The sequence below is a fragment of the Kitasatospora sp. NPDC029312 genome, from assembly GCF_055569215.1.
This window is the reverse complement of sequence record NZ_JBVHXY010000018.1, coordinates 85803-98433: the sequence shown is the minus strand read 5'-3', so window position 1 is coordinate 98433 and position 12631 is coordinate 85803. Positions and strand designations below refer to the sequence as shown.

Sequence of the window (12631 nt, the reverse complement as noted above, 5' to 3'; positions counted from 1 at the left end):
ACACCGACCACACCCCCCCCCCCCCCCCCCCCCCCCCCCCCCCCCCCCCCCCTCCCCCCCCCCCCCCCCCCCCCGCCCCCCCCCCCGGCACCGGTGTCACGGACGCTCACCTGGCTGAGCGCCGGAGCCGAGGCTCTCAGGAGCCGCTGAAGACCGGCAGGTAGCCGCCGGCCTGGCCGCTCGCGGTCGGGTGGTAGCTCTCGTCGATCGGCAGGGTGGTGCTGTGCAGCCAGGTGTCCAGCGAGCCGCAGATCTCGTGCCCGGAGAAGCTGTCGCGCACGTCGCCGAAGGTGAAGCCGGCATCGGCGACTCGCTTGGCGATGACGCCGTCCAGCGTGTCCGCGGCCTCGTTGATGGCGGCGCGCTTGGTGTCACCGATGCCGAAGATGCAGGAGCCGCCCACCTTGTACAGGTGGGGGTAGCCCAGCACCACGACGTGGGCGTTGGGTGCCTTGGAGTGGATCGCGGAGTACACCTGGTCCAACTGGCCGGGCAGGGTGTTGCGGGCGTAGGCCTCGGCCGTGCTGACGGCGTTGAGGCAGTCGCTGTCGGAGCCCAGCACGCAGGTCTCCATGGTGCTGGAGAACCCGGCGTCGTTGCCGCCGATGGTGAGGCTGACCAGCGTGGTGCCGGAGTTCAGGGCGGAGACCTGGCTGTTGAGGACGTCACCGGTTCTGGCGCCCGAGCAGGCCACGAAGGAGAAGGAGGACGGGGCGTTCGCGTTCTTCCACAGGTACGCGTAGGCGTTGGTGCTGCGCTTGCAGCTACCGCTGTCGCTCAGGTAGCTGCCGGCACCGACGCCGGCCGAGTAGGAGTCGCCGAGTGCTACGTAGTTGGCCCCGGCCGCGTGGGCGGATGATGCCGTGACGAGCGTCGTCAGTGCGAGGAGAGCGGCTGTCGTTGCGACGGACAGAGCACGAGCAGGGCGGAGCATTGCGCCTCCTGGTGATGTGGGGTCACGAAGTGGAGCTTCCAAGCGGCGGTCGGACACCGTGTGGACGGGCCCGGTGTCGGGCCGGAGCGCTTGGCGGAACGGCACCGCGGTACGGGCTCGGCTCAGGAGCGGCTGAACACCGGGAGGTAGCCGCTGGCCTGACCGGCCGAGGTCGGGTGGTAGCTCTCGTCGACCGGCAGCGTGGTGCTGTGCAGCCAGGTGCTCGAGGAGCCGCAGATCTCGTGGTCGGTGAAGGCGCTCCGCACGTCGCCGAAGGTGAAGCCCGCGTTGGCGACGCGCTTGGCGATGACGCCGTCCAAGGTGTCGGCGGCAGCGTTGATGGCGGCGCGTTTGGTGTCACCGATGCCGAAGATGCAGGAGCCGCCCACCTTGTACAGGTGGGGGTAGCCCAGCACCACGACGTGGGCGTGAGGTGCCTTGGAGTGGATCGCGGAGTACACCCGGTCCAGTTGCGCGGGAAGGGTGTTGAGGGCGTAGTTCTTGCCCGCGTTGACAACGCTCAGACAGTCGCTGTCCGAGCCGAGCACACAGGTCTTCATGGTGTCGGCGAAGCCCGCGTCATTGCCGCCGATCGAGAGGCTGACCAGTGTGGTGCCGGAGTTCAGGGCGGAGATCTGACTGTTGAGGACGTCACCGGTTCTCGCGCCCGAACAGGCCATGAAGGAGAAGGAGGACGGCTTGTGGGCGTTCTTCCAGAGGTAGGCGTAGGCGTTGGTGCTGCGTTTGCAGTTACCGCTGTCGCTCAGGTAGCTGCCGGCACCGACGCCGGCCGAGTAGGAGTCCCCCAGAGCGACGTACTTCACGCCGGCGGCGTGGGCGGATGACGCCGTGATGAGCGTCGTCACGGAGAGGAGAGCCGCGGTGGCGGCGACGGACAGGGCGCGGGCAGGGCGGAGCATTACACCTCCTGGTATGACGTGGGTCACAGAAGGGATACCAGGCAGTAGCCTGGGGCGGAAGCGCTCATGCCAAAGACATTGACGGGCCGTCTGATAGCGCAAAAGTGAACCGCCCCCGACACAGCGTGAGTTCACCCTGGTGGGCGCCGGTGTATGTCGACGCCCGTCGATCATCGCGTGTAGATGAGAAAATCCGATGAAGTCAGCGCAGCGTCAGCCGCCGGTCAGCGCAGGGCCGTCGTCACGCCTGTCCGGCATCGGGAAGGCGACCTCGCCCTGCCGAGGACTGACCGGCCGTCACGGCGGTAAGCGAGGGCCAAGGAGACGGGCAGATAGGGGAACGGCTCAGCGCACGGGCGGCCAGAGCGCCGTCCGCCGTCCGTTCGAAGGCGCGGCTCAGCGGGCTGCCGTCCCGCCCGTCGGCGGCGGTCAGCTCTCCGCCGGCCGACCGCCCCCGCTGTACACCGCCCCCGGGAAGACCGCGCAGCCCTCGACCGGCAGCTCCTCGATCGTCTCGTTCGCCGCGGCGGGCACACCGAGCCAGCAGACGGCCGTGGCGACCGCCGTCCGGGCCTGACGCAGTCCGGGCGCGCCCCAGCCCAGCAGCTCCACCGCCAGCCCCGGCGCGACCAGCAGTCGCCGGTAGTGCCGGCCCGAGGCCGGGTCGGCCGTGCTCGGACCGACCGAGCGCAGCGCCGCCGCCATCCGGACCCGCGCGCACTCGTGGCCGCCGTTGGCCGACCCGACCCGGTCGTAGAGGTAGCCGAGGTAGTACGGGCGGCCGATCGCGGCCTGGGCCTCCTCGGCCGCCTCCCGCGCCAGGGCCGCGGCAGGGTCCCCGTCGTCCTCCGGCTCCAGCGAGCCGCCGGGCAGAGAGCAGATCCCGTCCCGCGGGTTCACCAAGGTCAGCACCCGCCCGTCCGGGGCGAACAGCCAGCCCCAGGACTGCTTCACCGGCAAGCCCTCCGGCACCTGCTCCCCCGGCCGCCACGGCCAGCCCGCCGTGGGACGCCGCCGCACCTTCCCGAGCAGCTCGGCGACCTCCGCCGTGAACTCGATCCGGCCCATGCCGTGCGTCCCCCCTCTCGGTGTCGGGCTCGCCGGACCTGCGGAGCACGGTTCGGAGCGGAGCGGCCGGAGCGGCGGCGTGGGGTACCGCACGCTCCTGCTGTTGATCTTCTCCGATCTTCCCCGAACAGGCGGTCGATGAACAGTCCCCAGCGCCGCATGGTGGACGCGGAGGCCGCGAACACCCTGATCAACCCAGCGGCCCGCCCCCTTCGCCGCCCTCCGGGAAGCCCGGCAGCGGGAACCCCGGCCGCGGCACCACCCCGGGCGGGAACGGCAGTCCGCGCGCCGCGTCGTCGGCCAGCTCGTCGAACACCTCATGGGCGGTCATCGGCCGCAGCCGCCCATCGGCGAGGGCCCATCCGCGCACCAACGGTCCGGGCGGCCGGTCGGCCGCCGGCCCGGGCGGTGCCCCGTCGGCAGGCCCCGCCGCAGGCCGGTCCGGGTGCGCGCTCGACTGCGCCCTCGACTGCGCGCTCGACGGGTCGCCGTGCAGCAGCAGCGCCCCCTCGCCACCGGAGGCGACACCGGCCGCGAGGGTGACGCAGAAGGCCTCGGTGTCCCGCCCGGCCGGGTGCAGGCGACCCCCTTCCACGCAGACGTCCACCGCCGAGGTGAGCTCCTCGCCGTCCTCCGGGCCGTGGCACCGCAGCGTCAGCAGGTGACAGCCCTCCCCCGCCCCCTCGGCGAGCGCCAGGTACACCGAGGTCACGTACCGCATCACCGCCGCCATCCGCGCCTGGCCGGCCGGGTCGTCGCCGAGCGCGTCCAGCAGCGCCGCACAGGCGACGGACATCCGCATCCGCGCGCGGTGGTCGTCCAGCAGCACCGGGAGCAGCTCGGCCAACCGCTCCCCGGCGTAGACGAACGGCTCCCCGGCCAGCTCCGGATCGCCCGCGTACGCGACCCGCGCGGCGGACGTCCGGGGATCGAGCCCGACCGCCGCGCAGTAGTCCTCGAAGTCGCCCGCTTCCAGCACCCTCAGGTGCACCTCCAGACCGTGCTCCTGGAGGCCCCTCAGCTGCTGCTCCGCCCGCCGCAGGTACTCCTGGTGCCCGAGCGCGCCGAACAGCCCGTACTTCGCGAGCCCTGCGAAGTCGGCCGCTTCCGCGGCGAGGGCGACCGCCACCGGCTGCGGCGGCGCACCCCTGGCCCGGCCACCACGCCGCCTGCGCGCCCCGGCACCGCCCGCCCCACCGGCCCTGCCAGCCCCTCCGGCCCGACCGGACCGTCCACCCGGCGGCCGCCCGCCCGGCGGCGCCCCAGCCGGACCACCGGCACCAGCACCGGCACCACCGGCCGGCACTCCCCCGACCGCCGCCCCGGGCCTGCGCCCGCCGAGCAGCAGCACCCGCCGCCGCCTCGACGGGCCGCCGCGCACCCCTGCCGCGGCCAGCACCTCGTACACCGACTCCCGCACGGTCATAAATTCCCTCCCACTCGCTCACTCGGCGCCGGACGGCACCGGAGGACACCACCGACTCCGACTCCCGGAGTCGCCGACGCCACGGAACATACACAGAGCCACTGACAATCCACCCCAGGTAATCGAGCAAGGTCAGCCTCCCCGCCCGGTCCGCCGCCCAGTGATCGATCCTGACGCTTCACGCTCGCCATCCGTCCGTTGTTGCTCGGGTGGCATCCGTCCTCGACCGGCCCGGCCCCACACCGGGTCCCCCCAGCCGACCCACCCCCGGCTCGGACGATCGGAGAGCCCCCGGGCCCCGCCACCCGAGTGACCCTCGCGACACCCGGTCCCGGCGGGATTGTCGGTGCCGGGCGCTAGGGTCGAGGACCATGCGACTCCTGCATACCTCCGACTGGCATCTCGGGCGCTCGTTCCACCGGGAGAGCCTGCACGACGCCCAGCGCGCCTTCCTGGACCATCTGGTGGCGGTGGTCCGGTCCGAGGGCGTGGACGCCGTGCTGGTCGCCGGGGACGTGTACGACCGGGCGCTGCCGGGCCTGGAGGCGGTCGCGCTGTTCGACGACGTGCTGCACCGGCTCGCGGACCTCGGGGTGCCGACGGTGTTCATCAGCGGGAACCACGACTCGGCCCGCCGCCTCGGGGTCGGCGCCGGGCTGATCGGCCGGGCCGGGATCCACCTGCGCACCGATCCCGGCGAGTGCGCCGAGCCGGTGCTGCTGGCGGACGAGCACGGGCCGGTGGCCGTGTACGGCCTGCCGTACCTGGAGCCCACGCTGGTGCGCGAGCGGTTCGGGCTCGCGAAGGGCGGCCACGCGGCGGTGCTCGGCGCGGCGATGGACCAGGTCCGGGCCGACCTGGCGACGCGTCCGGAGGGCACCAGGGCCGTGGTGCTGGCGCACGCCTTCGTCACCGGCGGCACGGCGAGCGACAGCGAACGGGACATCGCGGTCGGCGGCGTCGCCTCCGTCCCCGCCTCGGTGTTCGACGGCGTGCACTACGCCGCGCTCGGCCACCTGCACGGCTGCCAGACGCTCGCGCCCCACCTGCGCTACAGCGGCTCCCCGCTCGCCTACTCCTTCTCCGAGGTCCGCCAGCGCAAGACCATGTGGCTGGTCGACCTCGCGGCCGACGGATCGGTGACCGCCGAGCGGGTCGACTGCCCCCAGCCGCGCCCGCTCGCCACCCTGCGCGACACGCTGGACGCGCTGCTCACCGACGACAGGTACGCCGAGCACGAGCAGTCCTGGGTGCAGGCGACGCTCACCGACGCGGCCCGCCCGAGCGAGCCGATGGAGAAGCTGCGCCGCCGCTTCCCCCACACCCTCCAGTTGCTCTTCGACCCCGAGGAGAGCGAGGCCGCGCCGTCCGAGTCCTACGCGGCCCGGGTCAGCGGCCGCGACGACCTCGAGATCGCCGAGGGCTTCCTGCGGCACGTCCGCCCCGGGGCCGAGCCGGCGCCCGACGAACTCGGCTGGCTGCGCCAGGGCTTCGAGCGCGTCCGGGAGAGCACCGACCGGAAGGCGGACCTGCCGCGATGAGGCTGCACCGGCTCACCGTCACCGCCTTCGGCCCGTTCGCGGGCAGCGAGACGGTGGACTTCGACGCGCTCGCAGCCGGCGGTCTGTTCCTGCTGCGCGGCGCGACGGGCGCGGGCAAGAGCAGCGTGCTGGACGCGGTCTGCTTCGCCCTCTACGGCGAGACGCCGAATGCCCGCCGGGCCAACCGGCTGCGCAGCGACCACGCCGACCCGAAGCAGCTGACCCAGGTGCAGCTGGAGCTGACGCTCGGCGGCCGACGGCTGCAGATCACCCGCCTGCCCGAGCAGCGACGGCCGAAGAAGGTCGGCACCGGCACCACCGTCGAGCGGCCGCAGACCCTGCTGCGCGAGTGGACGGCCGACGCGGGCGACGGCACGCCCGGCTGGCGGCCGCTCAGCACGTCCCACCAGGAGGCCGGGGAGGAGATCCACCGGCTGATCGGCATGAGCCGGGAGCAGTTCTGCCAGGTGGTGCTGCTGCCGCAGGGCGACTTCGCCCGCTTCCTCAAGGCCGACTCGGAGGAGCGCGGCAAGCTGCTGCGGCGGCTGTTCGACACCGATCGGTACGGGCAGGTGGAGGCCTGGCTCGGCGAGCAGCGGCGTTCCCAGGAGGCCGCCGTCCAAGCCGGTCGGCGCCGGCTGCGCGACCTGGCCAGCAAGGCCGAGCAGGCGGCCGGGCCCGATGCCGAGCCCGCCGAGGGCTGGGTGCCGGCCGAGGACGACCACGCCGATCTGACCGCCGCGGTGCTCGGCTGGGCGGCGGTGCTGCGCAGCGACGCGGCCGAACGGCTCGCCGTCGCGGAGGCCGCGCTCGCGGGTGCGGAGGCCGCCCAGCGGCAGGCCCAGCAACGCCGGGAGGCCGCCGAGGAGTTGGCCGGGCGGCAGCGCCGGCACCGGGAGGCGCTGGCCGAGGCCGAGCGGCTGGCCGAGTTCGAGCCCGCCGCGGCCCGGGACCGGCAGCGGCTGGCGGCCGCGCAGGAGGCCGTCGGGGTGGAGTCCGCGCTGCGGCTGCGGGAGAGCGCGGCCGAGGCCCTCGGACGGGCACGCGAGGCGGAGCAGCGGCGCCGGGAGGCGCTGGCCCGCTGCGGTCCCGAGGGCCGCGGGCTCGCCGAAGTCGCCACCGGTGCGGGGACGGAGGCCGGGACCGGCGCCGCGTCCGCCGCCGCCGCGTCCGCCGCCACCACGCTCGCCGAAGCCGAACTGCGGCTGCGGGCCGAGGTGGTCCGGCTGGAGGCGGCCCGGTCCGAGGAGCGGCGCTGCGCGGAACTCGCCCGGGAGCAGCGGTCGCTGACGCGGGAGCGGCGCGCCGCGGAGGAGCTGGTCGAGGAGGCGGAGGACTGGCTGGCCGAATTCGACGACGAGCTGAGCCGGCTCGAGGAGCAGCAGTCCCGAGCCCTGACGGCGAGCGCCCTGGTCGAGCAACTGGACAGCCGACGCAGCGAGTTGGCGGCCCGGCTGGTCGCGGCTCGAGAGCGCGACGCCCTGCGCGCCGAGATCGCGGACACCGAGCCGCGGGTCGCCGGGCTGCGCACCGCCGCGCTGGACGCCCGTGAGCACAGCCTGGACCTGCGGGACCGCCGCCTGACCGGGATGGCCGCCGAGCTGGCCGAGCAGCTGCGGGCGGGCGAGGCCTGCCGGGTCTGCGGCTCGCCCGAGCACCCGGCGCCCGCCGAGGCCGGCGCGGGCGGCCGGGTGAGCGCGGAGGACGAGGAACGGGCCCGGCGCGCCCAGGCCGCCGCCGAGCAGGCCTGGACCTCCGCCGACCAGGCCCTGACCGCGCTGCGGGTCCGCGAGGCGACCGCCGCCGGGGCGGCCGGGCCGGACGGGGCGGACACCCTCGCGCAGTCCCTGGCCGAGCTGGAGCGCGAGCACCGCGAGGCGCTGCGCGCGGCGGAGGCGCTCGGTCGGGTCGAGCAGGAGATCGGCCGGCTGGCACAGGACCGCGCCCGCCGCCTGGACGAACTGCGCGAGGCCAAGGAGCGCGCCGCCGTCCTCACCGACCGGCTGCAGTCGCTGGACGCCGAACAGCGGGAGCTGACCGCCAGGGTGGCGGCCGCCCGGGGCGAAGCGGCCTCGGTCGCCGACCGGGCCGACGAGCTGACCCGGCTCACCGACGAAGTGGCCGCCACCGCCACCGCCGCCCGGGCCTGTGCCGAGGCGCGGGCCCGGCTGGACGAGGCCGAGGCGGAGCTCGGCAAGGCCGCCGCCGCGGCGGGCTTCCCTGATGCCGAGGCGGCGCTCGCGGTGCTGCTGCCGCGCGAGGAGCGCGAGCGGCTGGAGGCCCGGCTGGAGCGGCACCGCGCCGAGTCGGCCGCTGTGCGGCACGAGCTGGCGCTGCCCGAACTCGCCGAGGCCGCGGCCCGTCCGCCGGTCGACCTGTCCGCTGCCGCTGTCGCGCTCAGCGCCGCCACGGACCGGCTCGGCCAGGCGCACGCCGCCCGGTCGGCGGCCCGGGAGTGCTGCGCGGCGCTGGCCGGGATCGGGCGGCAACTGGCCGAGCTGGCCCGGGATCTCGCCCCGGCACTGGAACGGTACGGGCGGATCAACCGGCTCGCCGCGCTGGCCGCGGGCACCTCGACCGAGAACCGGCTGCGGATGCGCCTGGAGTCGTACGTCCTGGCGGCCCGGCTGGAGCAGGTGGCGGCGGCGGCCAGCGACCGGCTGGTCCGGATGTCCGGCGGCCGCTACACCCTGGTGCACAGCGACGACCGGGGAGCCGGCAACAAGCGTTCCGGTCTGGCCCTGCGGGTGGTCGACGCCTGGACGGGCACCGAGCGCGACACCGCGACCCTCTCCGGCGGCGAGAGCTTCTTCGCCTCGCTCTCCCTCGCCCTCGGCCTGGCCGACGTGGTCACCGACGAGGCGGGCGGCATGCCGCTGGACACCCTGTTCATCGACGAGGGTTTCGGCACCCTGGACGAGCAGTCCCTGGAGGAGGTGATGGACGTCCTCGACGGCCTGCGCGAACGGGACCGCGCGGTCGGCATCGTCAGCCACGTCGCCGACCTGCGCAGCCGTATCCCGGCCCAACTCATGGTCCGCAAGGGCCGCCACGGCTCCACCCTCGCCCTGGCCACCCGGGAGGACACCTAGCGGAAGTTGACGCCGTCGGGTTCATCCTCGGCTGTGTACCGGCTCCTTGACGCCGTCCAGCCCCTGCGCGATGGTGACCTGGCGCGGCGAACCGGGCGGCGCGCCTCGCCGGGCGCTGCCCACCGAGGTGCTGGAGGCCGCCCCGGACGGACGGTGCGAACTCGCTGCTGCGCGTGGTCCGGCACGGAGTGGTGCCGATCGCCCGGCCGGCCATGGCGGTGCTCGGCGTGCCGCCTTCGTGCGGTCCGGGACCGACGGAACCCTGCCGCTGCTGCTGGTGACCGCCCTGTTCGGCCGCCAGATCGTCAGCGGCGTCAACCAGGCGCCGTGAAGGGCTGGGCCGGCCCCCTCCGACGACGAATCGGGAGCGATCCACCATGACCAGGGCACTCCGCACCACCACTCCGGCCGCCTCCCCGCGGCGGGAGCCGGAGCGACTGACCTTCCCGCCCGGCTTCCTGTGGGGGGCGGCCACCGCGGCCTACCAGGTGGAGGGCGCGGTTCGGGCGGACGGCCGGACACCGTCCATCTGGGACACCTTCAGCCACACGCCCGGCCGCGTCGCCAACGGCGACACCGGCGACCTGGCCACCGACCACTACCACCGGTTCCGCGAGGACATCGCGCTGATGGCCGAACTCGGCCTGAAGGCCTACCGGTTCTCCGTCTCCTGGCCGCGGGTCCAGCCGACCGGGCGCGGTCCGGCCCGGCAGGCCGGCCTGGACTTCTACCGGCGGCTGACCGACGAGCTGCTGGCGCACGGCATCCAGCCGGTGGCCACGCTCTACCACTGGGACCTCCCCCAGGAGTTGGAGACCCCGTCGGCGAACGGCCCGGCCACGGGCGGCGGCTGGCCGGTGCGGGACACCGCCGAGCGGTTCGGCGAGTACGCCCGGCTCGCGGCCGAGGCGCTGGGCGACCGGGTGGCGCTCTGGATCACGCTCAACGAGCCGTGGTGCTCGGCCTTCCTCGGCTACGGCTCCGGCGTGCACGCCCCGGGCCGCACCGACCCGGCCGAGGCGCTGCGCGCCGCGCATCACCTCAACCTGGGCCACGGCCGGGCGGTGGCCGCGCTGCGCGCCGTGCTGCCGAGCTCGGCGCCGGTGGGCATCAGCCTGAACCTGCACCAGGTGCGCGCCCTGACGGAGCGCCCGGCGGACCAGGAGGCCGCCCGCCGGATCGACGCGGTCGGCAACCGGATCTTCACCGGACCGCTGCTGCACGGCGGCTACCCGGCGGACCTCAGGGCGGACACCGGGCACCTGGTCGACTGGGACCTCCTGGTGCGCCCGGGCGACGAGGAGGCGATCGGTGCGCCGATCGACGTGCTGGGCCTGAACTACTACACGCCGACGCTGGTCTCGGCGGCGGAGGCCGGCACCGGCACCGGCATCGGCATCGGCACCGGCACCGGCAGCAGCGAGCACGACGCACACGGCGGCAGTGAGCACTCACCGTGGCCGGGCGCGGAGCGGGTGCTGTTCCACCGGCCACCGGGCGAGACGACGACGATGGGCTGGTCCATCGACCCCTCCGGCCTGTACGACCTGATCACCGACACCGCCCGATCCAAGCCCGGCCTCGCGCTGCTGGTGACCGAGAACGGCGCCGCCTTCGACGACACCCTCGGCGCCGACGGCACCGTGCACGACCCGCAACGGATCGCCTACCTGCGCGGCCACCTCACGGCATTGCACCGGGCGATCGCGGACGGCGCGGACGTGCGCGGCTACTTCCTCTGGTCGCTGATGGACAACTTCGAGTGGTCGTACGGCTACGGCAAGCGGTTCGGCGCGGTCTACGTGAACTACCCGACCCAACGCCGGATCCCGAAGTCCAGTGCCGCCTGGTACGCGCGCACCATACGGGCCAACGCGGTGGAGGCGCCCCCGGAGTAGCGCGACGGCCGGGCGTACGGCCGGTGGCGAGATGGGCGCCCTGGCCGCCCCCGCAGCGTTCGGGCCGCCCCGCAGCGCCCAGCAGCCGTCGGCCGCCGGCGCGCGGATCGTCACCCGCGCGCCGGAAACCGGCCGGGCCAGGCCAAGTCCGGCCGGGCCCAGGCCCGGCCGGTCCGAAGCGAGGTCAGCGGGTCTTGAAGGACTTGCGCAGGGCCGCGCGGTCCTCCCAGGAGTCCGCCGCCGGGCCCTTGGTCATGTCGGCGAAGAAGCTGTCGTGGCGGACGAAGAAGGCCGCGCGCTCCTCCTCGGTCATGGTCGCGACGTCGGCCAGTCCCTCGAAGTAGCCCTCCCGGGCGGCGCCGGGGGCGAACAGCATCAGGAACTCGGCCGGCTCGCCGGAGATGTTGCCGAAGGAGTGCACCCCGCCGGGCGGGATGTAGAGGTAGTCGCCCTGGGAGGCGTCGAACCAGCGTTCGCCGTCGAAGATGTGGATCTCTCCGGAGAGGACGTAGAACGACTCGGACATCGTCTTGTGGAAGTGCGGGCTGGTGCCGCCGACCTGACCGGTGAGCCGGTTCTGGTACAGGCCGTACAGGCCGTTGGTGCTGAGCCGGGTCGACAGGTAGTGGAACGTCGAGCCGTTGGGTGCGACGTAGTCGGGGGATGTGCCGGCCGGGCGGAACGAGGCGACGTTGGTCTGGCCCTCGTCCCGGTCGTAGAGGATTTCGGGGTAGTCGGGCGACAGGAACGACATGGGGACTCCTCGGATCGGTCGGGTGATCGGTCGGGTGATCGCTCGGATGATCGGGCGTGCGGCGGCTTCCCCGCCACAGCGGGCTGGGGACGTCAGTCGGCGTCGAGGAATTCGCGGGTGAGATTGACCAGGCCGGTCGGGTCGGCGAACCAGTCCATGTGTCCCTGGCCCTCGACCTCGACGAGCCGGCTGCCGGCGATGGCGGCGTGGAGCTGGCGCGATCCTTCGACCGGGATCATCGCGTCATCGGCGAATCCGATCACCAGGGTCGGTGCGCTGACGGCCGGGAGGAGGGGCCGCAGGTCCACTCGGCCGCCCAGCTCGATCTGCCGGCCCATGCCGGGCGGCGGCCAGCTGTCCGCCAGGGAGTCCGCGAGCCCCTGGTGGCCGAAGCGGTCCAGGGCTGCCGCGCTGAAGCCGGTCAGGGCCGAGAAGCGCTTGAACAGTTCCCGGTCGGTGTCCAGGAGGCGCCGCCAGGTGCGGAAGTAGTACTGGTCGCGCGGGCCGGTGGAGTGGGCCCAGCCGGCCACCAGGACGAGACGGCGCACCAGTTCGGGCCGGGTGGCCGCGACGGCGGCGGCCGCGACCGCGCCGAGCGAGAAGCCGAGCAGGTCCACGGGCCCGCTCACGGCCGCCCGGGTGGCCGCGGCGACCTGATCGGCGATCAGGTCGAGGGTCAGCTCCGAGCCGTCGTCCGTGGTCTGCCCGCTGCCGCTGAAGTTGGGCCGGACCACCGTGCGGGTTCCGCTGAAGTGGTCCACCACGTTGCCGAAGACCTTCTCGGCGTCGCCGCCCGTGCCGTGCACTAGGACCAGCCCGGGCCCCTGGCCGTCGACTTCGTAGTGGACTTCGGTACCGCGGATCGGGGTCAAGGGCATGGGAATCACCGCTCATCAGGTCAGCACTGATTAGATGAGGACTAAGATAACGAGCAGTCAGGCGAGCGTCAACTAAATGAGTGCTAAGGTAAATCTCCGAACGTGACCGGAAGTGAGGTG

Annotated in this window: 10 protein-coding genes; 4 read left to right on the top strand and 6 right to left on the bottom strand. The window is 74.0% G+C overall.

What is annotated here, in order from left to right; genetic code table 11:
* Window positions 1-136: 136 nt before the first annotated feature.
* From ACZ4WV_RS17190 to ACZ4WV_RS17175, 4 genes are all read right to left on the bottom strand, one after another.
* Window positions 137-934, bottom strand: a complete 798-nt coding sequence (locus ACZ4WV_RS17190; RefSeq protein ID WP_465747402.1) for an SGNH/GDSL hydrolase family protein — start codon at window positions 932-934, stop codon at window positions 137-139.
* A 122-nt stretch (window positions 935-1056) separates the two neighbouring features.
* Entirely contained in the window at window positions 1057-1854 is a 798-nt protein-coding gene (locus tag ACZ4WV_RS17185; protein WP_465747400.1) for an SGNH/GDSL hydrolase family protein, read from the bottom strand.
* Window positions 1855-2283: 429 nt separating this feature from the next.
* Complete coding sequence (locus tag ACZ4WV_RS17180; protein ID WP_465747398.1) at window positions 2284-2922, bottom strand: hypothetical protein; 639 nt, start codon at window positions 2920-2922, stop codon at window positions 2284-2286.
* A 190-nt stretch (window positions 2923-3112) separates the two neighbouring features.
* Entirely contained in the window at window positions 3113-4051 is a 939-nt protein-coding gene (locus tag ACZ4WV_RS17175) for a hypothetical protein (protein ID WP_465747396.1), read from the bottom strand.
* A gap of 668 nt (window positions 4052-4719) precedes the next feature.
* On the opposite strand from ACZ4WV_RS17175, the gene ACZ4WV_RS17170 reads away from it, so the two are divergent.
* Genes ACZ4WV_RS17170 through ACZ4WV_RS17155 form a run of 4 tightly spaced genes read left to right on the top strand, consistent with a single transcriptional unit; the run spans window position 4720 to window position 10879 of the window.
* Window positions 4720-5889 (top strand): exonuclease SbcCD subunit D, encoded by a 1170-nt coding sequence (locus ACZ4WV_RS17170; RefSeq protein ID WP_465747394.1) that lies wholly within the window; start codon window positions 4720-4722, stop codon window positions 5887-5889.
* Entirely contained in the window at window positions 5886-8981 is a 3096-nt protein-coding gene (locus tag ACZ4WV_RS17165; protein ID WP_465747392.1) for an AAA family ATPase, read from the top strand. Before ACZ4WV_RS17170 ends, ACZ4WV_RS17165 begins: the two co-directional genes overlap by 4 nt.
* A gap of 46 nt (window positions 8982-9027) precedes the next feature.
* A complete protein-coding gene (locus tag ACZ4WV_RS17160) occupies window positions 9028-9312 on the top strand; it encodes a hypothetical protein (protein WP_465747390.1) in 285 nt (94 codons plus the stop codon).
* Between the two features lie 46 nt (window positions 9313-9358).
* The gene (locus ACZ4WV_RS17155; protein WP_465747389.1) at window positions 9359-10879 is read left to right on the top strand and encodes a glycoside hydrolase family 1 protein; all 1521 of its coding nucleotides are present in this window, start codon (window positions 9359-9361) and stop codon (window positions 10877-10879) included.
* 184 nt (window positions 10880-11063) lie between these two features.
* Here ACZ4WV_RS17155 and ACZ4WV_RS17150 read toward each other — a convergent pair whose 3' ends face one another.
* Complete coding sequence (locus ACZ4WV_RS17150; RefSeq protein ID WP_465747387.1) at window positions 11064-11633, bottom strand: cupin domain-containing protein; 570 nt, start codon at window positions 11631-11633, stop codon at window positions 11064-11066.
* Window positions 11634-11725: 92 nt separating this feature from the next.
* Window positions 11726-12511: an alpha/beta fold hydrolase gene (locus ACZ4WV_RS17145; protein ID WP_465747385.1), complete on the bottom strand. Its 786-nt coding sequence runs from the start codon at window positions 12509-12511 to the stop codon at window positions 11726-11728.
* Window positions 12512-12631 lie beyond the last annotated feature (120 nt).

What these genes read in the sequence shown, in the direction of transcription:
- ACZ4WV_RS17150 (WP_465747387.1), bottom strand. Translation starts at nt 11,633, where the DNA reads ATGTCGTTCCTGTCGCCCGACTACCCCGAAATCCTCTACGACCGGGAC.
- ACZ4WV_RS17180 (WP_465747398.1), bottom strand. Translation starts at nt 2,922, where the DNA reads ATGGGCCGGATCGAGTTCACGGCGGAGGTCGCCGAGCTGCTCGGGAAG.
- ACZ4WV_RS17190 (WP_465747402.1), bottom strand. Translation starts at nt 934, where the DNA reads ATGCTCCGCCCTGCTCGTGCTCTGTCCGTCGCAACGACAGCCGCTCTC.
- ACZ4WV_RS17170 (WP_465747394.1), top strand. Translation starts at nt 4,720, where the DNA reads ATGCGACTCCTGCATACCTCCGACTGGCATCTCGGGCGCTCGTTCCAC.
- ACZ4WV_RS17145 (WP_465747385.1), bottom strand. Translation starts at nt 12,511, where the DNA reads ATGCCCTTGACCCCGATCCGCGGTACCGAAGTCCACTACGAAGTCGAC.
- ACZ4WV_RS17165 (WP_465747392.1), top strand. Translation starts at nt 5,886, where the DNA reads ATGAGGCTGCACCGGCTCACCGTCACCGCCTTCGGCCCGTTCGCGGGC.
- ACZ4WV_RS17155 (WP_465747389.1), top strand. Translation starts at nt 9,359, where the DNA reads ATGACCAGGGCACTCCGCACCACCACTCCGGCCGCCTCCCCGCGGCGG.
- ACZ4WV_RS17185 (WP_465747400.1), bottom strand. Translation starts at nt 1,854, where the DNA reads ATGCTCCGCCCTGCCCGCGCCCTGTCCGTCGCCGCCACCGCGGCTCTC.